At 62.1% G+C, this 21,844-nt stretch carries 17 protein-coding genes and 1 pseudogene; 12 read left to right on the forward strand and 6 right to left on the reverse strand.

Features of this window, described 5'->3' with window-relative positions; all coding sequences use genetic code 11:
* Window positions 1-56: 56 nt before the first annotated feature.
* Window positions 57-599 carry a chorismate mutase gene (locus tag KU43P_RS01770; protein WP_317660788.1) on the reverse strand — a complete coding sequence of 181 codons (543 nt, stop codon included), beginning with the start codon at window positions 597-599 and terminating at the stop codon, window positions 57-59.
* 150 nt (window positions 600-749) lie between these two features.
* Window positions 750-2,156: a type I glutamate--ammonia ligase gene (gene glnA / locus KU43P_RS01775; protein WP_008095432.1), complete on the reverse strand. Its 1,407-nt coding sequence runs from the start codon at window positions 2,154-2,156 to the stop codon at window positions 750-752.
* Window positions 2,157-2,627: 471 nt separating this feature from the next.
* Between glnA and thiI the strand changes: the two genes are divergently transcribed.
* The 3 genes from thiI to KU43P_RS01790 all read left to right on the forward strand — a co-directional run bounded on the left by thiI (window position 2,628) and on the right by KU43P_RS01790 (window position 7,642).
* Complete coding sequence (gene thiI / locus KU43P_RS01780; protein WP_317660789.1) at window positions 2,628-4,082, forward strand: tRNA uracil 4-sulfurtransferase ThiI; 1,455 nt, start codon at window positions 2,628-2,630, stop codon at window positions 4,080-4,082.
* A 126-nt stretch (window positions 4,083-4,208) separates the two neighbouring features.
* Entirely contained in the window at window positions 4,209-6,029 is a 1,821-nt protein-coding gene (gene typA, locus KU43P_RS01785) for a translational GTPase TypA (protein ID WP_016395395.1), read from the forward strand.
* A 185-nt stretch (window positions 6,030-6,214) separates the two neighbouring features.
* Complete coding sequence (locus tag KU43P_RS01790) at window positions 6,215-7,642, forward strand: PhoPQ-activated pathogenicity-related family protein (RefSeq protein WP_317660790.1); 1,428 nt, start codon at window positions 6,215-6,217, stop codon at window positions 7,640-7,642.
* 156 nt (window positions 7,643-7,798) lie between these two features.
* On the opposite strand, the gene KU43P_RS01795 is transcribed toward KU43P_RS01790, so the two are convergent.
* A complete protein-coding gene (locus KU43P_RS01795) occupies window positions 7,799-8,203 on the reverse strand; it encodes a YkgJ family cysteine cluster protein (protein ID WP_317660791.1) in 405 nt (134 codons plus the stop codon).
* Window positions 8,204-8,392: 189 nt separating this feature from the next.
* On the opposite strand from KU43P_RS01795, the gene KU43P_RS01800 reads away from it, so the two are divergent.
* The 3 genes from KU43P_RS01800 (at window position 8,393) to KU43P_RS01810 (ending at window position 12,710) form a co-directional block, all read left to right on the forward strand.
* Complete coding sequence (locus KU43P_RS01800; RefSeq protein WP_317660792.1) at window positions 8,393-10,843, forward strand: glycogen/starch/alpha-glucan phosphorylase; 2,451 nt, start codon at window positions 8,393-8,395, stop codon at window positions 10,841-10,843.
* A 256-nt stretch (window positions 10,844-11,099) separates the two neighbouring features.
* Window positions 11,100-12,110, forward strand: coding sequence for a class 1 fructose-bisphosphatase (locus KU43P_RS01805; RefSeq protein WP_016395389.1), 1,011 nt, complete (start codon window positions 11,100-11,102; stop codon window positions 12,108-12,110).
* A 3-nt stretch (window positions 12,111-12,113) separates the two neighbouring features.
* Window positions 12,114-12,710: a DUF924 family protein gene (locus KU43P_RS01810; RefSeq protein ID WP_317660793.1), complete on the forward strand. Its 597-nt coding sequence runs from the start codon at window positions 12,114-12,116 to the stop codon at window positions 12,708-12,710.
* A 110-nt stretch (window positions 12,711-12,820) separates the two neighbouring features.
* Here KU43P_RS01810 and KU43P_RS26940 read toward each other — a convergent pair whose 3' ends face one another.
* The gene (locus KU43P_RS26940) at window positions 12,821-13,651 is read right to left on the reverse strand and encodes a methyl-accepting chemotaxis protein (RefSeq protein ID WP_411567243.1); all 831 of its coding nucleotides are present in this window, start codon (window positions 13,649-13,651) and stop codon (window positions 12,821-12,823) included.
* A 24-nt stretch (window positions 13,652-13,675) separates the two neighbouring features.
* Window positions 13,676-14,803 (reverse strand): annotated as a pseudogene (locus KU43P_RS26945) (cache and HAMP domain-containing protein); the annotation flags it as partial.
* Window positions 14,804-14,937: 134 nt separating this feature from the next.
* On the opposite strand from KU43P_RS26945, the gene bamE reads away from it, so the two are divergent.
* On the forward strand, window positions 14,938-15,192 hold the full coding sequence (bamE, locus tag KU43P_RS01820) for an outer membrane protein assembly factor BamE (protein WP_079230016.1): 255 nt from the start codon (window positions 14,938-14,940) through the stop codon (window positions 15,190-15,192).
* Window positions 15,189-15,761, forward strand: coding sequence for a lipocalin family protein (locus KU43P_RS01825; RefSeq protein WP_317660795.1), 573 nt, complete (start codon window positions 15,189-15,191; stop codon window positions 15,759-15,761). The genes bamE and KU43P_RS01825 overlap by 4 nt, the downstream gene beginning before the upstream one ends.
* Before the next feature lie 85 nt (window positions 15,762-15,846).
* Here KU43P_RS01825 and KU43P_RS01830 read toward each other — a convergent pair whose 3' ends face one another.
* Window positions 15,847-17,211 (reverse strand): formimidoylglutamate deiminase, encoded by a 1,365-nt coding sequence (locus KU43P_RS01830; RefSeq protein WP_317660796.1) that lies wholly within the window; start codon window positions 17,209-17,211, stop codon window positions 15,847-15,849.
* 143 nt (window positions 17,212-17,354) lie between these two features.
* Between KU43P_RS01830 and hutC the strand changes: the two genes are divergently transcribed.
* The 4 genes from hutC to KU43P_RS01850 all read left to right on the forward strand — a co-directional run bounded on the left by hutC (window position 17,355) and on the right by KU43P_RS01850 (window position 21,829).
* Window positions 17,355-18,065 carry a histidine utilization repressor gene (hutC, locus tag KU43P_RS01835; protein WP_317663702.1) on the forward strand — a complete coding sequence of 237 codons (711 nt, stop codon included), beginning with the start codon at window positions 17,355-17,357 and terminating at the stop codon, window positions 18,063-18,065.
* Window positions 18,062-18,634, forward strand: coding sequence for a HutD family protein (locus KU43P_RS01840; protein WP_317660797.1), 573 nt, complete (start codon window positions 18,062-18,064; stop codon window positions 18,632-18,634). The genes hutC and KU43P_RS01840 overlap by 4 nt, the downstream gene beginning before the upstream one ends.
* 383 nt (window positions 18,635-19,017) lie before the next feature.
* On the forward strand, window positions 19,018-20,697 hold the full coding sequence (gene hutU / locus KU43P_RS01845; protein ID WP_317660798.1) for a urocanate hydratase: 1,680 nt from the start codon (window positions 19,018-19,020) through the stop codon (window positions 20,695-20,697).
* A 163-nt stretch (window positions 20,698-20,860) separates the two neighbouring features.
* Window positions 20,861-21,829 carry an ABC transporter substrate-binding protein gene (locus KU43P_RS01850; protein WP_317660799.1) on the forward strand — a complete coding sequence of 323 codons (969 nt, stop codon included), beginning with the start codon at window positions 20,861-20,863 and terminating at the stop codon, window positions 21,827-21,829.
* Window positions 21,830-21,844: the final 15 nt, after the last annotated feature.

Consider the following 21,844-nt stretch of genomic DNA (forward strand, 5'->3'; position numbering starts at 1 on the left):
GGCTGCATGACGGCGCACGGGGCGTGTTTATGCACCAATATAGAGCATTCGCGGCTTCAGCGTTTCGCGCACAGGTGGGCGGTGGCGCGAATCAGGGCTTGGTGCCGAAGTGGGTCGTTTGTGCGCGTTGCCAGGGCATGGGCCAATTCGCGAGGACAGTTGCCCAGTTGCAACTGGTCAAGGCGGCTCAGCTCGAGCAGTAGTGCTGTCTGCAGCTCGTCCAGGCGTGGACGAATTTCATTGGCAAGGTCGAGCCGGGCGGCCGGCGGCCTTTGTCCGAGCGAGTTCCAGCGGTCGATCAGGCTGTACTGAACAAGTTTGTTGGCTTCGATCTGGTCGTTGAAGAAGGCGGCGGCGCGCTCAGGCGTGAGGCCGTAGTCGGGTGCCATTTCGCTTACTCGCGAAAGCACTTCCTGCTCGCGCGCCGGCGCGGTGACCGGCAGGTTGTGGTCCCACTTGTGAACCGCCACCGAGCTGGCCAGGTCCAGCCGCTGTTCGATGCTGGACATCAGCGGGAGGAAGGGAGAGGGTGCAGGCGGATGTGCATGGCAGCCGAGCAAGACGAAGCTGAAGGTAAGGGGAAGCAGGGCAAGGCGCATGGTGATCTCCATATTCTAGGAGACTTAAGTGTGCCCATGCGGTCAACTTCTGCTTGTAGGACGCGTCCGATTCACGCTGAGCAGAAACAAAAACGGCCTTCAGAAGAAGGCCGTTTCCGGTGATTTCATCGACGCAAGGCGCCGATCAAATCAGCAGCTGTAGTACAGCTCGTATTCCAGCGGGTGAACGAAGGTGCGGACCTTGATTTCTTCTTCGCTCTTCAGTTCGATGAAGGCATCGATGAAGTCGTCGGAGAACACGCCGCCCTTTGTCAGGAACGCACGGCCTTTATCCAGCTCTTCCAGAGCTTCTTTCAGGCTACCGCAAACCTGCGGGATGTCCTTCGCCTCTTCAGGCGGCAGGTCGTACAGGTTCTTGTCGGCTGCATCGCCTGGGTGGATCTTGTTCTGGATGCCGTCCAGGCCAGCCATCAGCAGGGCTGCGAAGGCCAGGTACGGGTTGGCCGATGGGTCCGGGAAGCGCGCTTCGATACGGCGGGCTTTCGGGCTGCCGACGTAAGGAATACGGATCGAAGCGGAACGGTTACGGGCCGAGTAGGCCAGCATGACCGGGGCTTCGAAGCCTGGGACCAGGCGCTTGTAGGAGTTGGTCGACGGGTTGGTGAAGCCGTTCAGGGCCTTGCCGTGTTTGATGATGCCGCCGATGAAGTACAGAGCGGTGTCGGACAGGCCGGCATAGCCTTCACCCGAGAAGGTGTTCTTGCCGTCTTTCCAGATCGACATGTGCACGTGCATGCCCGAGCCGTTGTCGCCGTACAGTGGCTTCGGCATGAAGGTGGCGGTGCGGCCGTAAGCGTCGGCAACGTTGTGCACGACGTATTTCAGGGCCTGTACTTCGTCAGCCTTCTTCACCAGGGTGTTGAACTTGACGCCGATTTCGTTCTGGCCGGCAGTCGCCACTTCGTGGTGGTGAACTTCGACGGTCTGGCCCATTTCTTCCAGTGCGTTGCACATGGCAGTACGGATTTCGTGGTCGTGGTCGAACGGCGGAACCGGGAAGTAGCCGCCTTTCACGCCTGGGCGGTGGCCTTTGTTGCCGCCTTCCACATCAGCGCCGGTCATCCACGAGCCTTGCTCGGAGAAGATCTTGAACATCGAGCCGGAGATGTCCGACTGGAACTTCACTTCGTCGAAGATGAAGAACTCAGGCTCCGGGCCTGCGAATACGGTGTCACCGATGCCGGTGCTCTTCAGGTACTCTTCGGCGCGCTTGGCGATGCCGCGCGGGTCACGATCGTAGCCCTGCATGCTCGACGGGTCGACGATGTCGCAGGTGATGATCAGGGTCGGCTCTTCGGTGAACGGGTCCAGCACGGCAGTGTCGTCAACCGGCATCAGGATCATGTCGGAAGCTTCGATGCCTTTCCAGCCAGCGATGGAGGAGCCGTCGAACATCTTGCCGACTTCGAAGAAGTCTTCGTCCAGGCCATCACGCGCTGGCATGGTCACGTGATGCTGAATGCCTTTGGTGTCCGTGAAACGCAGATCAATCCACTTGACGTCATGATCTTTGATGAGTTGAACCGACTTCGACATGTTGTCCTCCGGATGGTCTAGAGCGCGGTGGGCCGCTGCCCTGGAAAAAAGGGTGTTGCCGGGCGCGGATAGTCGGCCAAGCTTACCTGCCTCACAAGGGAGCAAATTGCATGCCAGTGCCCGAAAATGGCGAGGGCGGGATAAAAGGGGGCGTTTGCGGGCTTCTGCTGCCGCGTTGCTCGGGGAAAATGCACCTTTAAGATGCGGGTTTCTGCCTTGGTGCACCAATAGCGTGCATTTAAATGAGGTAGTGCTTCCTTTGAGGGCCTCATCGCCGGCAAGCCGGCTCCCACCAGGCAACCCTGCGTCTGAGACCTGCACCTCCCCTGTGGGAGCCGGCTTGCCGGCGATAAGGCCGGTGCAGGCAATATAAATCCAACCTTCTGTACAAAAGTTGGTCAAATCCTGAGCAATTTCCGATATAATTCGCGCCCCTCATTTTCGGCAGGCCCTGCGCGCGCTGTTAAACCAATGAAACTTATCGTCAAAGTCTTCCCAGAGATCACCATCAAGAGCCGGCCGGTGCGCAAGCGCTTCATCCGCCAGCTCGGCAAGAACATCCGCAACGTGCTCAAGGATCTGGATCCTGAGCTCGCGGTCGATGGTGTCTGGGACAATCTCGAAGTGGTCACCCGCGTCGAGGACGAAAAGGTACAGCGCGAGCTGATCGAGCGCCTCACCTGCACCCCGGGTATCACCCACTTCCTGCAGGTCGAGGAATACCCGCTGGGTGACTTCGACGACATCGTCGCCAAGTGCAAGCAGCACTTCGGCCACCTGCTGGCCGGCAAGCGCTTCGCCGTGCGCTGCAAGCGTGGCGGCCACCACGACTTCACCTCGATGGACGTCGACCGCTATGTCGGCAGCCAGTTGCGCCAGCAGTGCGGCGCCGTGGGCATCGACCTGAAAACCCCCGAAGTGCTGGTGCGCATCGAAATCCGCGACCAGCGCCTGTACGTTATCCACAATCAGCACCAAGGCATCGGCGGCTATCCGCTGGGCGCCCTGGAGCAGACCCTGGTACTGATGTCCGGTGGCTTCGACTCTACCGTGGCAGCCTACCAGATGATGCGTCGTGGCCTGATGACGCACTTCTGCTTCTTCAACCTCGGCGGCCGCGCCCACGAGTTGGGGGTGATGGAAGTTGCCCACTTCCTGTGGAAGAAGTACGGCAGCAGCCAGCGCGTGCTGTTCATCAGCGTGCCGTTCGAAGAAGTGGTCGGCGAGATCCTCAACAAGGTCGACAACAGCTACATGGGCGTGACCCTCAAGCGCATGATGCTGCGCGGCGCGGCGCACATGGCCGACCGTCTGGAAATCGAAGCGCTGGTTACCGGCGAGGCGATCTCCCAGGTATCGAGCCAGACGCTGCCGAACCTGTCGATCATCGATTCGGCCACCGACAAGCTGGTGCTGCGCCCATTGCTGGCCAGCCACAAGCAGGACATCATCGACCAGGCCACCGAAATCGGCACCGCCGACTTCGCCAAGCACATGCCTGAATACTGTGGCGTGATCTCGGTGAATCCGACCACCCATGCCAAGCGTCACCGCATGGAGCATGAAGAGAAGCAGTTCGACATGGCGGTGCTCGAGCGCGCCTTGGAACGTGCCAAATTCATCTCCATCGACCATGTGATCGACGAGCTGGGCAAGGACGTGGAGGTGGAGGAAGTGCGCGAAGCGCTGCCGGGCCAGATCGTCATCGATATCCGCCACCCCGACGCCCAGGAAGACGAACCGCTGGTGATCGACGGCGTCGAAGTCCAGGTCATGCCGTTCTACGCCATCAACAGCAAGTTCAAGCAGCTGGATGAAACCCGCCAGTACCTGCTGTATTGCGACAAAGGTGTGATGAGCCGTCTGCACGCACACCACCTGCTCAGTGAGGGACATGCCAATGTGCGTGTTTATCGTCCGGCATAAGATGCCAGGGCTGTATGGCGGCAGCATCCGCCATCGCCCTCCCGACCGCCGGGCCCGCTGAGCCTTTTAACTTCATATTGGCCGCCTAGACTGGCGGCAACCGAATCCTCTGATCGAGATACAGTTGTGATCGAAAATCTGCGTAACATCGCCATCATCGCCCACGTTGACCATGGTAAAACCACCCTGGTCGACAAACTCCTGCGTCAGTCCGGCACCCTGGAGCGTAACGAGCTCAACGACGAGCGCGTCATGGACTCCAACGACCAGGAAAAAGAGCGCGGCATTACCATTCTGGCGAAGAACACCGCCATCAACTGGAACGGCTACCACATCAACATCGTCGACACCCCCGGCCACGCCGACTTCGGTGGCGAGGTTGAGCGTGTAATGTCGATGGTCGACTCCGTGCTGCTGCTGGTCGACGCCCAGGACGGCCCTATGCCGCAAACCCGCTTCGTGACCAAGAAGGCTTTCGAAGCCGGTCTGAAGCCAATCGTCGTGATCAACAAGGTCGACCGTCCGGGCGCGCGTCCTGACTGGGTTCTGGACCAGATCTTCGACCTGTTCGACAACCTCGGTGCCACCGACGAACAGCTGGACTTCAAAGTCGTCTACGCCTCGGCCCTGAACGGCATCGCCGGCCTGGACCACACCGCCATGGGCGAAGACATGACCGCGCTGTACCAGTCGATCGTCGACAACGTACCCGCACCGGACGTCGACCGTGACGGTTCGTTCCAGATGCAGATCTCCGCACTGGATTACAACAGCTTCCTCGGCGTTATCGGCGTTGGCCGTATCGCCCGTGGTCGCGTCAAGCCGAACACCCCGGTTGTCGCCATCGACACCAACGGCAAGAAGCGCAACGGCCGTATCCTGAAGCTGATGGGTCACCACGGCCTGCACCGTGTTGACGTCGAAGAAGCCCAGGCCGGCGACATCGTCTGCATCAGCGGTTTCGACGAGCTGTTCATCTCCGACACCCTGTGCGCCCCGGACGCGGTAGAAGCGATGAAGCCGCTGACCGTTGACGAGCCGACCGTTTCCATGACCTTCCAGGTCAACGACTCGCCGTTCTGCGGTAAAGAAGGCAAGTTCGTCACCAGCCGTAACATCAAGGATCGTCTGGACAAGGAGCTGCTGTACAACGTTGCTCTGCGTGTTCAGGAAACCGATTCCCCTGACAAGTTCAAGGTATCGGGCCGTGGTGAACTGCACCTGTCGGTACTGATCGAAACCATGCGCCGTGAAGGCTTCGAGATGGCCGTAGGTCGTCCTGAAGTGATCATCCGCGAAGTCGACGGCGTCAAGCAGGAACCGTTCGAGAACGTCACCATCGACATCCCTGAAGATTCGCAGGGCAAGGTCATGGAAGAGATGGGTCTGCGTAAGGGCGACCTGACCAACATGGTTCCGGATGGCAAAGGCCGTGTGCGCCTGGAGTACAACATTCCAGCCCGTGGTCTGATCGGTTTCCGTAACCAGTTCCTGACCCTGACCAACGGTGCAGGCATCCTGACCTCGATCTTCGATCGCTACGACACCATGAAGTCCGGCCAGATGTCCGGCCGCCTGAACGGCGTACTGGTTTCGGTCGAGACCGGCAAGGCACTGACCTACTCGCTGGAAACCCTCCAGGCGCGTGGCAAGCTGTTCGTTGAACACGGTCAAGAAATCTACAACGGTCAGATCATCGGCCTGAACAGCCGCGACAACGACCTGGGCGTGAACCCGACCAAAGGCAAGAAGCTCGACAACATGCGTGCTTCGGGCAAGGACGAAGTCATCGCCCTGGTGCCGCCAGTTCGCCACACCCTGGAACAGGCCCTGGAATTCATCCAGGACGACGAGCTGTGCGAAGTGACGCCGAAGTCGATCCGTCTGCGCAAGAAGATCCTGGACGAAGGCGAGCGTACCCGCGCTGCCAAGAAAGCCAAGAACTGAGTTAGCTCAGGCTGAATGAAAACGCCCCCGGTCGAAAGGCCGGGGGCGTTTTTGTTTGCCTTATGGAAAGTGCCGGTAGGAAGCGGCTGTGTTTCGTGGGTGCGTATTCGACCGTAAGCCTAGGTGCCTTGTGGCGCTTGGACACCCTGCCTAGGTTAGTCGGCTCTAACCTTGGAGCTGGAAGCATGAACTGTCGTTACTGGTTGGTTATCCCGTGTCTTGCCGTTGGTTTTCAGGCGAGTGCGCAGCAGGACTGCAGTGGTCTGCGCCCGCAGGAAGTGGCCCGCTGTCATGTCGAAAAGGTGAGGCAGGCCCCGCTGCAGTACCGGCTTGAGCAGAAGACCCCCGCAGAGGGCTACACCCTCTATCAATACCGGATGACTTCCCAGACCTGGGCGCCTGAGCCTGTGGTCGAACCCCGCCTGTGGGAGCACCGCGTCGAACTGTTCGTGCCTGACGTGGCCTTGCCTGAAAAGGCACTGGTGGTGGTGAACAACGGTGTGAGATTCGGCGAAGAGCAACAAACCCCTGATTACTCGCCCGAGGCGTTGGGCGTTGTTGCCGTGCAGGCGCGCACCGTTGTGGCGTCGATCAGCGATGTGCCCAACCAGTACGTCACCTTCAGTGATGCGCAAGCGCCGATGCGCGAGGATGATGCCGTGGCCCACACTTGGGCGCACGCTCTGCACAACGACGCTGCCGCCCCGGAGCTACCGCTGCACTTGCCAATGGCCGCCGCCGCAAGCCGGGCCATGGACCTCACGACGGATGCATTGCCCGAACTTCGCCTGGAGCGATTCATCATCACCGGCGCATCGAAGCGCGGCTGGAGTTCCTGGCTGACGGCCGTGGCCGATGATCGGGTGATCGCCATCGTGCCCAGCGTCATCGATGTTGCCGACACTTCCCGCATGTTGGCAGGCTTGCGCAAGCGCTATGGCGGTTCATGGCCCTTGGCGCTTTGGCCCTACCAGGCTGCGGGGGTGTTGCAGCAGTTGGGCAGCCCGGCCTTCGAGCGGTTGATGGGGCTGATGGACCCGATGCAATACCTGGATGAACCCGAGGCTCGACTGGAGATACCGAAGTACCTGGTCTCCGCCAGCGGGGATGATTTCTTCGCCCCTGACCCCGCCACGGACTATCTACAGCGAATGCCTGGCCAGACCAGCCTGAGGGTGTTGCCGAATTCGGACCATGGCGGCGTGCGGGCGCATGTCGCCTCTACACTCGTGCCTATGGTTCAGCGGATCCAGGCCCGTTTGGCGCTGCCTCGCGTGCAGGTAACGCCGAGCCAAGCGTCAGGGCATGTGCAGGTACGGTTATCGGAAATGCCCGTGGCACTTAAGGTGTGGACTGCGGAAAATCGCACGGACCGGGATTTCCGCCATGCCTGTGGGGTGCGCTATACATCGCAGACGATCACGCCCAGCGAAGCCTTCAGCCTCGACTGGACGCCGCCGGCGCAAGGCTGGCAGGCGCGGTTCGTGGAAGCGCGGTTTGCCGATGGGTTCATTGCTACCAGCCCGGTCAGCGTGTTGCCGCAGACTTATCCCGAGCATCCGCCGGCAGATCAGGGTGGTGCTTGCCGGAGCTTCCCTGCTGGCGGAAAGTGAGGCAGGCCCATCACATCGATGAGCCTGGGATGAGTGCGCAGCCCCTGTGTGAGCCGGCTTTCCGGCGATAACCGGCATAGCCGGTGCCATGCCCGCGTTGTCTTCATCGCCGGCAAGCCGGCTCCCACAGGTACTGCAGCGGTCCTGGGTATCGAATCAGCGGACGTTGGCCTTCGGTTTGTAGGCGCAATACCCCGGCCGCGGGCCGACTTTCGGGTGATTGCGGCAGGTATCCGGGCGCTTGTCATAAATGGTGCACAGCCGGCTCTTACGATCCAGATAGAGGCAATCGTCGTTGCTCATGCGGGTCAGGGTGAAGATCCCCGACTTCTGGTTGAAGCGCTCGATGATGCCGTCTTTCTGCAGGCGTTTGGCGATGTTCTTCGGCGGCTCGTCCTTTTCGAACTCGTCCACCACGCCAATGCGAATCAGGTCTTTGATCTTCACTTCCACCGGCAGGGTGCAGCAGGTCGAATGGCAGCCCCCGCACATGTGGCTGGCATAGCGCTGCCAGGTTTCCAGGCGGTCGACTTCGGCCGCGGCAATCAGGGTCGTTTTCATCGTTATATATAAGGCTGGATCACGGTGTTGGGGCGCGCGATCATACCGGAGTTGTTCAATTTGTGAACAACCTTTTGCCGGATTCGCAAAGCGGGCATGAAAACTGCGAACCGTGGCTGTCACTCCCTGTCGAAGGGTCTAGTCTCAACACTCTCCCTCCGCTTTCGTCAACTTGCCCGAGGATGCCGCATGTCCCAGGAACCCAAAGCACGTGACGCCGAGGTGGCCGAATTTCGCGCCGCTGTACTGGACAAGCTGACCTATGCGGTCGGCAAGGACCCGGAACACGCCTTCGACCACGACTGGTTCGAAGCCATCGCCCTGGCGGCCCGCGACCACATGGTCGACCACTGGATGGACCATACTCGCCAGGCGTACCGACGCAGCCAGAAACGGGTGTACTACCTCTCCCTGGAATTTCTCATCGGTCGGCTGCTGTATGACAGCCTGAGCAACCTTGGCCTGCTGGACATTGCCCGCGATGCGTTGCAAGGCCTGGATGTGGACCTTGAGCGCATCCGCCTGCTCGAGCCGGATGCGGCCCTTGGCAATGGCGGCCTGGGCCGGCTGGCCGCGTGCTTCATGGAAAGCATGTCGACCCTCGGCATCGCTGCCCACGGTTACGGCATCCGCTATGAACACGGTCTGTTCCGCCAGGCAGTGGTCGATGGCTGGCAGCAGGAGCAGACCGAGAACTGGCTGGACTTCGGCAACCCCTGGGAGTTCGAGCGGGCAGAGGTGATCTACCCGATCAGTTTTGGCGGCAGCGTGGAAACGGTGAACGACAGCCACGGTACGCAACGCCAGGTGTGGTGGCCAGGCGAGACGGTGCGGGCGGTGGCCTACGACACACCGGTGGTCGGCTGGCGAGGGGCCAGCGTGAATACCTTACGCCTGTGGCGTGCGCGGGCCCTGGAAGAGCTGCACCTGGAGCGCTTCAATGCCGGCGATCATCTGGGCGCCGTGGCCGAAGTGGCGCGAGCCGAGAGCATCTCGCGGGTTCTGTACCCGGCGGACAGCACCGAGGCGGGGCAGGAACTGCGCCTGCGTCAGGAATACTTCTTCGTGTCGGCTTCGCTGCAGGATCTGCTGCGCCGCCACCTGAACATGCACAAAGACCTGCTCAACCTGCCCGATGCCGCCGCCATCCAGCTCAACGACACCCACCCGTCGATCGCCGTGGCCGAATTGATGCGGCTATTGGTCGACCAGCATGAGGTTCCGTGGGAAAAGGCCTGGGAGCTGACCGTCGGTACGCTCGCCTACACCAATCACACTCTGTTGCCCGAAGCGCTGGAAACCTGGCCGGTGGCCCTGATGGAACGCATGCTGCCGCGGCACATGCAGATCATCTACCTGATCAACGCCTTCCACATCGACGGTCTGCGGGCCAAGGGCCTGCACGATTTCGACGTGTTGCGTGCGGTGTCGCTGATTGAAGAAGAAGGCGGCCGTCGGGTGCGCATGGGCGCCCTGGCGTTTCTGGGTTCACATAGCGTCAACGGCGTGTCGGCGCTGCACAGCCAGCTGATGAAGAGCACGGTGTTCGCCGAGCTGCACAAGCTCTACCCGCAACGGATCAACAACAAGACCAACGGCATCACCTTCCGCCGCTGGTTGTACCAGTCCAACCCGCAACTCACGGCGATGCTGGTCGAGGTCCTGGGCCCCGACCTGCTGGACGACCCGGAGGGCCGCCTTGCCGACCTGGCGCCGTTCGCCGACAAGAGCAGCTTCCGCAAGGCCTTCGCAGCCCAGCGTCTGCACAGCAAGCGCGCGCTCGCCAGCATCATCCAGGACCGCATCGGGGTCACCGTCAACCCGGAGGCACTGTTCGATGTGCAGGTAAAGCGTATCCACGAATACAAGCGCCAGCTACTCAACCTGCTGCACACGGTCGCCCTGTACCAGGCCATCCGCAACGACCCCAGTACCAACTGGGTGCCGCGGGTGAAGATCTTCGCGGGCAAGGCTGCGGCGAGCTACCACCAGGCCAAACTGATCATCAAGCTGGCCAACGACATCGCCCGGGTGGTCAACAACGACCCGACAGTGCGCGGCTTGCTCAAGGTGGTGTTCCTGCCCAACTACAACGTCAGCCTGGCCGAAAGCATCATCCCGGCGGCAGACCTGTCCGAGCAGATCTCCACTGCAGGCTACGAGGCCTCGGGCACCAGCAACATGAAGTTCGGCCTGAACGGTGCGCTGACCATCGGCACCCTGGATGGTGCCAACGTGGAGATGTGCGAGCAGGTGGGGGCGGACAATATGTTCATCTTCGGCCTGACCGCGCAGCAGGTCGAGGCGCGCAAGCGGGCCAACGATTTTGGCGCGGGTGCCGCGATTGCCAGCTCCCATCGTTTGAACGATGTGTTGCAGGCGATCCGCAGCGGTGTGTTCTCGCCGGATGATCCGGGACGTTACGCGGGGCTGATCGACGGCTTGGTGGCCTATGACCGATTCCTGGTATGTGCCGATTTCGATGCCTACTGGGATGCCCAGCGCCGGGTCGAGGAGCTGTGGCATGCGCCGCAGGAGTGGTGGCGCATGGCGGTGCTGAACACGGCGCGGATGGGCTGGTTTTCTTCGGACCGGACCATTCGCGAATATGCCACCGAGATCTGGAAGGCGTTGGATTGAGCCGTGGGGCCGCTTTGCGGCCCAATCGCCGGCAAACCGGCTCCCACAGGTATTTGCAGCGCCGCTTACACTGTGGGAACCGGCTTGCCGGCGATCAGGCTGCGCAGCAGCCCCAACTGACCATTGGCCTGGCACGCGCTGAACTACCGACCTATTGTGCCGTCTGACAGCCCAGGCGAGTCTCATCGCTCGCTAGCTCGCAACTCTCCCTGTAAACTGCGGGGGTTTTTCTCCCCCCATCCTTTCGGAGCCATACATGTCCCGCGTTACCCTGAGTCGCTATCTGATTGAGCAGACCCGCAGCAACAATACCCCTGCCGATCTGCGCTTCCTGATCGAAGTGGTGGCGCGTGCGTGCAAGGAAATCAGCCACCATGTCTCCAAAGGCGCCCTGGGCGGCGTGCTGGGCAGCATGGGCACCGAAAACGTGCAGGGCGAAGTACAGAAGAAGCTCGACGTGATTTCCAACGACATCCTGCTCGAAGCCAACGAGTGGGGCGGCCACCTGGCCGGCATGGCGTCCGAGGAAATGGACAACGCCTACCAGATTCCGGGCAAGTACCCGAAGGGCGCCTACCTGCTGGTCTTCGACCCGCTGGACGGCTCGTCGAACATCGACGTCAACGTTTCGGTCGGCACCATCTTCTCGGTATTGCGTTGCCCTAATGAGTACCTGAGCCAGAACGAAACCCTCAACGAAAACGCCTTCCTCCAGCCAGGTACCGAGCAGGTCGCCGCCGGTTACGCCATCTACGGCCCTCAGACCATGCTGATCCTGACCCTGGGCAACGGCGTCAAGGGCTTCACCCTGGACCGCGAACTGGGCAGCTTCGTACTGACCCACGAGAACATCCGCGTACCGGAAACCACCGCCGAATTCGCCATCAACATGTCCAACCAGCGTCACTGGGAAGCCCCGGTACAGCGCTACGTGGGCGAGCTGCTGGCCGGTGAAACCGGGCCGCTGAAGAAGAACTACAACATGCGTTGGATCGCCTCGATGGTGGCCGACGTGCACCGCATCCTGACCCGTGGCGGCCTGTTCATGTACCCGCGTGATGCTCGTGAGCCGAGCAAGCCGGGCAAGCTGCGCCTGATGTACGAAGCCAACCCGATGTCGTTCATCATCGAACAGGCAGGCGGCGCGTCCACCAACGGTTACGATCGCATCCTCGACATCAAGCCAGAAAGCCTGCACCAGCGCGTGTCGGTGATTCTCGGCTCGAAGGAAGAGGTCGAGCGTGTGACCGCCTACCACAAGGAGTAAACCATGCTCGCACCTTGGCAGCCGTTGCTGGAGTGGTGGTTCGGTTGGGGCAACAATGCCCAGGCCGTGGCTGACGAGAAGAGCACGCTGTGGTTCGGCAAGCATCACGATGCCGAAGCCCAGGCGCTGTTTGGCGACCTGGTCGAGCACGCCCTGGCGGGCGGGCTGGACGAGTGGCAGCAGAGCCCGCAGGGCTGGCTCGGCCTGCTGATCCTGCTGGATCAGCTGCCGCGCATGCTCTACCGCGACACGCCGCGCGCCTTCGAAGGCGACCGGCGCGCACAGGTAGTGGCCATGCAAGGCTTGCAGAAGGGCTGGGACTACCAATTGCTGCCGATCCAGCGGGTGTTCGTGCTGCTGGTGCTGGAGCATGCCGAGGTGCTGGACTGGCAGAACCTGAGTGTCGAGCGTTACCAGATCCTGCTGGATGAGCAGCCGGAGGCGAACCGCCGGTTGTTCGAAGGCTTCCTCGACTATGCCGAGCAGCATCAGCGGGTGATTGCCCGGTTCGGGCGCTTCCCACATCGCAACCTGATGCTGGGCAGGCCGAGCACCAGTGAAGAGATGGACTTTTTGCTGGAGTCTGGGTCGAGGTTCTGAGACCGTACGGGGCTGCTTTGCAGCCCAATCGCTGGCAAGCCAGCTCCTACACCGGTCTGTGTGGGAGCCGGCTCGACGGCGATAGGGCCGCATAGCGGCCCCCAGCTTTCTCAGATCCTGAAACTCCCCACCAGATGCTTCAACCGCTCGACCTGATGCTCAAGGTCGGTGCAGGCACGCAAGGTGCTCTGAAGGTTCTGCACCCCTTCCTGATTCAGCGTATTGATCTCGGTAATGTCGACATTGATCGACTCGACCACGGCTGTCTGTTCCTCCGTGGCGGTGGCTACCGACTGGTTCATGCCATCGATCTCGCCAATGCGCTGGGTCACGCTGCCAAGTCGTTCGCCAGCCTGGTTGGCGATCCCCACGCTGTGATCGCTGTGCTCGCGGCTCTGGTTCATGGTGCTGACCGCCACCTGGGCACCGGCCTGCAGTTCTTCGATCAGGCGCTGTACCTGCTGCGCCGATTCCTGGGTACGGTGGGCCAGGTTACGCACTTCGTCGGCCACTACGGCAAACCCACGGCCAGCTTCGCCGGCACGAGCCGCCTCGATCGCGGCGTTCAGCGCCAGCAGGTTGGTCTGCTGCGAAATGCCGCTGATCACATCCAGGATCTGGCCGATATTGGCCGTGTGCGCATTCAGCGTCTCGATGTTGCCGCACGAGTCGCTGATACGCGCCGATAGCTGGTTCATCACGTCGATGGTGCGCCCGACCACCTGCTGGCCATCCTCGGCCAGGCCACGGGCCTCGCTGGAGTGCTGCGACGCCAATGCTGCGTTCTGGGCGATTTCCTGCGCCGCGGCGCCGAGCTGGTTGATCGCGGCCGCCACACTGCTGGTGCGGCTGGATTGCTGGTCGGCGTTAAGGATCGAGGCGTTCGAGGCGCTCACCACCTGGGTGGCGACAGCGTTGACCTGGCCGGTGGCCGAGGCCACTTCGCGAATCGATTCGTGAATACGCTCGACGAAGCGGTTGAACGATTGCCCCAGGCTACCGAACTCGTCCTGAGCGTGGATGGTCAGGCGGCGGGTCAGGTCGCCTTCACCTTCGGCAATGTCGTGCATGGCGCGGCCCATCAGGTGCAGCGGCTCCATCAGCACGCGAATCAGCAGGCCAAGCAAGGCGATGATCACCACCACGGCGATCAGCGTCGCCACGATTGCCGAAGTGCGCAGCTCGCCGAGCATGGCGAAGGCGGCGTCCTGGTCGACCACCAGCGCCACGTACCAATCCGCCGACGGCACACCATCGACGTGGGTGAAGCTGATGAACTGTTTATGGCCATCCAGCTCGACTTCCTTCAGGCCGCTGCCGATGCGCGGTGTGTCGGCCGGGTAGACATCGGCCAGGCTCTTGAGCGCCAGGTCGGCCTTGGGGTGGATCAGGATCTTGCCCTCGCCGTTGACGATGAAGGCGTGGCCATGGCCGTCGAAATCCAGGGTGTTGATCAGGTTGCTGATGGTTTGCAGGTCGGTGTCGACACCGCTGACGCCGAGCAGCCGGCCCGCTTGCTGAACCGGAGTGGCCAGGGTAATCACCAGCTTGCCGGCGGAAGCCGAGATGTAGGGCTCGGTAACGATGGTGCGGGTGCCTGCGCTGGCGGCCTTGTACCAGCCGCGTACCCGCGGGTCGTAGTCGGCGGCGCGGTTGCCCACTGGCACCGATTGCATGCTGCCGTCCTGGCCGCCGAAATAGGTGAGCTGGAAATTGTTGCCATACACGGGCAGCGCCAGGCTGCGGTCAAGGCTGCCCTTGCCAGGGCCATCGATGGCGATCTGCTGGGCCAGCGAGTCGAGCAGCTGGATACGGCTGTCGAGCCAGTTGCGAATGGTGCCGGCAGTCAGGTTGCCCAGTTCCTGCAGCGTGTTTTGCGTATCGCTGCGCAGGGACTGGCGCTGACGGTAATCGTTGAACAGGACGAAACAGGTGAAGGCAACGGCTACCACGAGGGCAGCGGCCAGCAGGATCTTGTGGCTGAACTTCAGGTTCTTGGTCATTTTTTTGCGGTCTGCACAAGGCACGTCGGAGGGGAGGCTGCGGCAATTCGCCACAGCCGCTCGCTGTGTCGTCCGCAGCGGCAGAAACATTAATCGTTTGCGCAGGGCCAGCCGACCAACGGCGTAGAACGAAAGAGGGGGTGGTAGGGAACCAGGGAGGGATTTTCCCGTCGAAGGTCACTGCAGGCCACTCGCCTGTATCCACCTTTCAGGAGTGTTCCTTCATGTCGTTGCGTTCCCTCGCCCTGTTGTCCTTGTGCGTCGTCCTGACTGCGTGCAGCAAGATCAATCAGGAAAACTATTCCAAGCTCAAGGCCGGTATGAACAAGGCAGAGGTCGAGCAGCTGCTCGGCACGCCCACCGAGTGCTCTGGCGCACTGGGCATGAGCAGTTGCACCTGGGGGGACGAGAAGAGCTTCATCAGCGTGCAGTACGCCGCGGACAAGGTGCTGATGTATTCAGGGCAGGGCCTCAAATGACGCGTGTGCACCTGCTGCTGGGGTTGTGCCTGGTGATGCTGCTGGGTGGCTGTGCCACCTCGGCCAACGACCCGCTGGTGCCGAAGACCGCGGGCAATGTCGACCTCAAGCGCTACCAGGGCAAGTGGTATGAGCTGGCACGCTTGCCGATGCCTTACCAAAGCGAGTGCGCCCAGTCCGAGGCGCATTACAACCTCAAGCCCGATGGCTCGTATGGCGTGCTCAACCGCTGCCGTACGATGGGCGACGAATGGTTGCGTGCCGAAGGCCATGCCAACATCCAGGAGCCGGGGCACACCGACAGATTGTGGGTTGAGTTCGATAACTGGTTTACCCGCATCGTGCCGGGCCTGACCAAGGGCGAGTACTGGATCCTATACGTGGATGATCGCTACCGCACCGCGATCGTCGGCAGCCCGGATCGTAAGTACCTGTGGATTCTTTCGCGCACGCCGACACTGCCTGCCTGGGAGCGCGAGAGCCTGCTGTCCAAGGCGCGGCAGCAAGGCTATGACACCAGTCGGTTGATCTGGCGTACGCCAGACAAGCAGATCGTGCAGATGCATTGAGTTAGAACGCGCGGGCCCTATCGCCGGCAAGCCCGATCCTTGTGGGAGCCGGCTTGCCGGCGATAGGGCCCTCACTGACTACTCATCAACCCAGCAGCTGGCGCAATACCTCGACAAACGCCCGCGCACTGTCCTTTTCCTGCTCGTGCCGCCCCTGGCGCACCACCCATTGCCCGTTGACCATCACATCGCGCACCTGGCGATCGCCACCAGCGAACAGCCAGCGGTTGAGAATCGCATCCCCCTGGGCCATGGCGATGTACGGATCCTGCCCATCCAGCACCAGCCAATCGGCACGTTTGCCCACCGCCAGTTCGCCCACCGGGTGCCCCAGCACCTGTGCACCGCCGCTCAAGGCAGCGTCGTAAAGCGTCCGCCCGACCATAGGCTGGTCTTCGCGATAGAGCCGGTTGCGCCGCTGGTCACGCAGGCGCTGGCCGTATTCCAGCCAGCGCAACTCCTCGACCACGCTCAGTGAGACATGGCTATCCGAACCGATGCCCATGCGCCCACCCTGGGCCAGGTAGTCCACTGCCGGGAAGATACCGTCGCCCAGGTTGGCCTCGGTGGTCAGGCACAGGCCCGCCACCGCGCCGCTGCGCGCCATTGCAGAAACTTCATGCGGGTCCGCATGGGTGGCATGCACCAGGCACCAACGCGCATCCACATCGACGTGTTCGTACAGCCACTGCAACGGACGCTGGCCGCTCCAGGCCAGGCAGTCGTCGACTTCCTTCTGCTGCTCGGCGATGTGAATGTGGATCGGGCATTGCTGGTCGCCCGCCGCCAGCACGTCGCTGATCTGCCCTGGGGTGACGGCACGCAACGAGTGGAAGCACAGGCCCAGCTGCTGCGCAGGTTGCGCGGCCAGCAGCGGGGCCAGCTGCGCTTGCAGGCGCAGGTACTGCTCGGTGGAGTTGATGAAGCGCCGCTGCCCCTCGTTGGGCGCCTGGCCGCCGAAGCCGCCATGGCTGTACAGTACCGGCAGCAAGGTCAGGCCGATGCCGGTGCTGGCGGCGGCAGCGCTGATGCGGCGGGACAGTTCGGCAGGGTCGGCATAGGCTTTGCCCGCCTGGTCATGGTGCACGTAATGAAACTCGGCCACCGAGGTATAGCCGGCCTTGAGCATCTCGATATAGAGCTGGCGGGCGATAACCTGTAATTGATCCGGGGTGACCTTGCCGACCAGCCGGTACATCAGCTCGCGCCAGGTCCAGAAACTGTCGTTGGGGTTGCCCGCCACTTCCGCCAGGCCCGCCATTGCGCGCTGGAAGGCATGGGAGTGCAGGTTGGGCATGCCGGGCAGCAACGGCCCGCTCAGCCGCTCGGCACCTTCGGCGCTCGCATCGGCTTCGATTGCGGCCAGTTGGCCATCGGCAGTTACCTCGAGGCGGACATTATTGGCCCAACCGCTGGGCAGCAGGGCACGTTCGGCAAAGTAGGCGGGCATTGCGCTATCCTGTTATTGTTTAACTTGTATATACATATACAGCCGTTTGCCTGCCGGGTAAACTCCGGCAAGCTACCGTCAATCAATTCGCACAAGGATCTAACGCCGTGCCGACACCTCCTGTCTCCGCGCTGGTAGCCCAGATGGGCGAGGGCCCGGCGCCGCTGTATGCCCGGGTCAAGCAGATGATCGTCCAGCAGATCGAAAATGGCAGCTGGCCGCCCCACCACCGGGTGCCTTCGGAAAGCGAGCTGGTCAGCGAGCTGGGCTTCAGCCGCATGACCATCAACCGCGCCCTGCGCGAACTTACCGCCGAAGGGCTGCTGGTGCGCATGCAGGGCGTGGGCACCTTCGTTGCCGAGCCCAAGACCCGCTCCGCGCTGTTCGAGGTCAACAACATCGCCGACGAGATCGCCGCGCGTGGCCACCAGCATAGCTGCCAGGTCATCGTCCTGGCCGAGGAAGCGGCCGGTTCCGAGCGCGCCCTGGCGCTGGACATGCGCGAGGGCCAGCGGGTGTTCCACTCGCTGATCGTGCACTTCGAGAACGGCGTGCCGGTGCAGATCGAAGACCGCTACGTCAACGCGCAGATCGCCCCGGACTACCTCAAGCAGGATTTCACCCGCCAGACACCCTATGCCTACCTGTCCCAGGTGGCCCCGCTGACCGAGGGCGAGCACGTGGTCGAGGCCATTCTCGCCGAGCCCGACGAGTGCAAGCTGTTGCAGATCGAACGGGGCGAGCCTTGCCTGCTGATCCGCCGGCGCACCTGGTCCGGTCGTCAGCCGGTGACCGCTGCGCGTTTGATCCATCCCGGTTCCCGTCATCGCCTTGAAGGACGTTTCAGTAAATGAGCCAGTTGCAGTGCTTGCGTGCCAAAGATTACCCGCGCATGCCGTGGAAGAACGGCGGTGGGTTCACCGAAGAGATCACCCGCGATGCCGGCGATGGCCTGGACGGCTTCGGCTGGCGGCTGTCGATCGCCGATATCGAGGCGTCCGGTGGGTTCTCCAGTTTCCCCGGTTATCAGCGGATCATCACCGTGCTGCAGGGCGATGGCATGCGCCTGACCGTGGATGGCGAGCAGGCCCGGCCGCTGTTGCCGTTCGATGCCTATGCCTTTGCTGGCGAAAGCCAGGTGAGCTGCACGCTGCTGGGCGGGCCGATTCGGGACTTCAACCTGATCTATGCGCCGGGGCGCTACCGGGCGCGGTTGCAGTGGTTCAACGGCGGTAGCCGGCTCTTCAGTGCTGCCAGCACGGTGCTGGTGTTCAGTGCACAGGCCGAGTTGCAGGTGAGCATTGATGGCCAGGCGCAGTCGTTGGGCTTGTATGACTGCCTGCAGCGCAGCGGTAACGACCGGTTGCTTGAAGTGGATGTGCTGGGGCGCTGCTGCGTGATCGAGCTGACCCAGATTTCCTAGTGGCTTCGCTGGCCCTATCGCCGGCAAGCCGGCTCCCACACCGATCCTTGTGGGAGCCGGCTTGCCGGCGATAGGGCCAGTAAATCCACCACAAGAGTTACCCGGTAACGCTTCCAAATGAAGCATCCTGTTACCGATCGCCTCAGGATGGCGCAATGCTGTCCAGCCTCAAGCAATCTTTTTAACCGCTTACGAAGATTTTTTTCTGCCCCTCGATCCCTCGATTTTCCTGGCTTGCAACCCTCTCTCCCGATGCTCGATGCCCTCCAGGAACCCTACTTGGCAATTCAATTGCATATGCTTGTATGTACAAGTAAAGCCAAGTGCGCGAAAGTGGATAGGCCGTCCCCATTCGCGCTGTACGCACCCGAGGAGCACTTTTCGTGACTGACAACAAACTGAACAAATTCCGTGACGTCGAGATCCGCGCCCCGCGTGGCAACAAGCTGACGGCCAAAAGCTGGCTGACCGAAGCGCCGCTGCGCATGCTGATGAACAACCTCGACCCACAGGTCGCCGAGAACCCGAAAGAACTGGTGGTTTACGGCGGCATCGGCCGCGCTGCGCGCAACTGGGCCTGCTACGACAAGATCGTCGAGAGCCTGACCAACCTCAACGACGACGAAACCCTGCTGGTGCAGTCGGGCAAGCCGGTCGGTGTGTTCAAGACCCACGCCAACGCCCCGCGCGTGCTGATCGCCAACTCCAACCTGGTGCCGCACTGGGCCAACTGGGAACACTTCAACGAACTGGACGCCAAAGGCCTGGCCATGTATGGCCAGATGACCGCCGGCAGCTGGATCTACATCGGCAGCCAGGGCATCGTCCAGGGCACCTACGAAACCTTCGTCGAAGCCGGCCGCCAGCACTACGGCGGCAGCCTCAAGGGCAAGTGGGTACTGACCGCCGGCCTCGGCGGCATGGGCGGCGCCCAGCCACTGGCCGCGACGCTGGCCGGCGCCTGCTCGCTGAACATCGAATGCCAGCAGAGCCGCATCGACTTCCGCCTGGAAACCCGCTACGTCGACGAACAGGCCAGCGACCTCGATGACGCCCTGGCGCGCATCGCCAAGTACACCGCCGAAGGCAAGGCCATCTCCATCGCCCTGCATGGCAACGCCGCAGAAATCCTGCCGGAACTGGTCAAGCGTGGCGTGCGCCCGGACATGGTCACCGACCAGACCAGCGCCCACGACCCGCTCAACGGCTACCTGCCGGCCGGCTGGACCTGGGAGCAGTACCGCGACCGCGCGCAGACCGAGCCGGCTGCCGTGGTCAAGGCTGCCAAGCAGTCCATGGCCGTACACGTGCAAGCCATGCTGGACTTCCAGAAGCAAGGCGTGCCGACCTTCGACTACGGCAACAACATCCGCCAGATGGCCAAGGAAGAAGGTGTTGCCAATGCCTTCGACTTCCCAGGCTTCGTGCCGGCCTACATCCGCCCGCTGTTCTGCCGTGGTATCGGCCCATTCCGCTGGGCCGCGCTGTCGGGCAACGCCGAAGACATCTACAAGACCGACGCCAAGGTCAAGGAACTGATTCCGGACGACGCCCACCTGCACCGCTGGCTGGACATGGCTCGCGAGCGCATCAGCTTCCAGGGCCTGCCGGCGCGTATCTGCTGGGTTGGCCTGGGCCTGCGCGCCAAGCTGGGCCTGGCGTTCAACGAAATGGTGCGCAGCGGCGAGCTGTCGGCGCCGATCGTGATTGGCCGCGACCACCTCGATTCGGGTTCGGTATCCAGCCCCAACCGTGAAACCGAAGCCATGCAGGACGGTTCGGATGCCGTGTCCGACTGGCCGCTGCTCAATGCCCTGCTCAACACTGCCAGCGGTGCTACCTGGGTGTCCTTGCACCACGGCGGCGGCGTGGGTATGGGCTTCTCGCAGCACTCTGGCATGGTGATCGTGTGCGACGGTACCGATGAAGCGGCCGAGCGCATTGCCCGCGTGCTGACCAACGACCCGGCCACCGGGGTGATGCGCCATGCCGACGCGGGCTATCAGATTGCAATTGATTGCGCCAAAGAGCAGGGGTTGAACCTGCCGATGATTACTGGCTGATGGGCCCTGGGGGCTGCTGCGCAGCCCTATCGCCGGCAAGCCAGCTCCCACAGGGGGTGGGAGCTGGCTTGCCAGCGATAGGGCCGCAAAGCGGCCCCCGATTCGGCCATTTTTCCTTGCAAGGACTGCCGATTTCCACTTTCAAGTTTGGGAGCGTCACGCAATGAAAACCAACAAGACCTTGCTTGCCTCGCTGTTCGCCCTCGGCCTGCTCGGCGCTGCCGGCAGCAGCCAGGCCGCCGGCTGGTGCGAGTCTGGCAAGCCGGTGAAGTTCGCCGGGCTGAACTGGGAAAGCGGCATGCTGCTGACCGACGTGATGCAATTCGTATTGAAGAACGGCTACGGCTGCGAGACCGATAGCCTGCCCGGCAACTCCATCACCATGGAAAACGCCCTGGGCACCAACGATATTCAGGTGTTCGCCGAGGAATGGGTTGGCCGTAGCGAGGTCTGGAAGAAGGCCGAGGCCGCTGGCAAGGTGGTCGGCGTCGGTGCCCCGGTGGTGGGCGCAGAAGAGGGCTGGTACGTCCCCCGTTACGTGATCGAGGGTGACGCCAAGCGCAAGCTCGAAGCCAAGGCGCCGGACCTCAAGAACGTGGCCGACCTGGGCAAGTACGCCAGTGTGTTCAAGGATCAGGAAGAACCGAGCAAAGGCCGCTTCTACAACTGCCCGGCCGGTTGGACCTGCGAGCTGGACAACAGCAAGATGCTCAAGGACTACGGTCTCGAGAGCAGTTACACCAACTTCCGCCCTGGCACCGGCCCGGCGCTGGATGCCGCCGTCTTGTCGAGCTACAAGCGCGGCGAGCCTATCCTGTTCTACTACTGGACCCCAACCCCGCTGATGGGCCAGGTCGATCTGGTCAAGCTGCAGGAGAAAGAAGGCGTGGATAAATCGGTGTCGATCAAGGTCGGCCTGTCCAAGACCTTCCACGAGCAGGCGCCCGAGCTGGTCGCGGTGCTGGAGAAGGTCAACCTGCCGATCGATTTGCTGAACCAGAATCTGGCGCGCATGACCAAGGAGCGGATCGAGTCGCCCGCACTGGCCAAGGCGTTCCTCAAGGAACATCCTGAAGTCTGGCAGGCCTGGGTCAGCGATGAGGCTGCCAAGAAGATCAACGCGGCGCTTTGAGCGTCCTCAGCTGAT

The sequence above is a fragment of the Pseudomonas sp. KU43P genome (genome assembly GCF_033095865.1).
GTDB lineage: Bacteria > Pseudomonadota > Gammaproteobacteria > Pseudomonadales > Pseudomonadaceae > Aquipseudomonas.

Coding starts and splice junctions, on each gene's coding strand:
- KU43P_RS01770 (WP_317660788.1), bottom strand. CDS start 599: ATGCGCCTTGCCCTGCTTCCCCTTACCTTCAGCTTCGTCTTGCTCGGC.
- KU43P_RS01810 (WP_317660793.1), top strand. CDS start 12,114: ATGCTCGCACCTTGGCAGCCGTTGCTGGAGTGGTGGTTCGGTTGGGGC.
- hutC (WP_317663702.1), top strand. CDS start 17,355: ATGGGCGAGGGCCCGGCGCCGCTGTATGCCCGGGTCAAGCAGATGATC.
- KU43P_RS01800 (WP_317660792.1), top strand. CDS start 8,393: ATGTCCCAGGAACCCAAAGCACGTGACGCCGAGGTGGCCGAATTTCGC.
- KU43P_RS01790 (WP_317660790.1), top strand. CDS start 6,215: ATGAACTGTCGTTACTGGTTGGTTATCCCGTGTCTTGCCGTTGGTTTT.
- KU43P_RS01805 (WP_016395389.1), top strand. CDS start 11,100: ATGTCCCGCGTTACCCTGAGTCGCTATCTGATTGAGCAGACCCGCAGC.
- KU43P_RS01825 (WP_317660795.1), top strand. CDS start 15,189: ATGACGCGTGTGCACCTGCTGCTGGGGTTGTGCCTGGTGATGCTGCTG.
- KU43P_RS01830 (WP_317660796.1), bottom strand. CDS start 17,211: ATGCCCGCCTACTTTGCCGAACGTGCCCTGCTGCCCAGCGGTTGGGCC.
- KU43P_RS01795 (WP_317660791.1), bottom strand. CDS start 8,203: ATGAAAACGACCCTGATTGCCGCGGCCGAAGTCGACCGCCTGGAAACC.
- thiI (WP_317660789.1), top strand. CDS start 2,628: ATGAAACTTATCGTCAAAGTCTTCCCAGAGATCACCATCAAGAGCCGG.
- KU43P_RS01850 (WP_317660799.1), top strand. CDS start 20,861: ATGAAAACCAACAAGACCTTGCTTGCCTCGCTGTTCGCCCTCGGCCTG.
- KU43P_RS01840 (WP_317660797.1), top strand. CDS start 18,062: ATGAGCCAGTTGCAGTGCTTGCGTGCCAAAGATTACCCGCGCATGCCG.
- glnA (WP_008095432.1), bottom strand. CDS start 2,156: ATGTCGAAGTCGGTTCAACTCATCAAAGATCATGACGTCAAGTGGATT.
- bamE (WP_079230016.1), top strand. CDS start 14,938: ATGTCGTTGCGTTCCCTCGCCCTGTTGTCCTTGTGCGTCGTCCTGACT.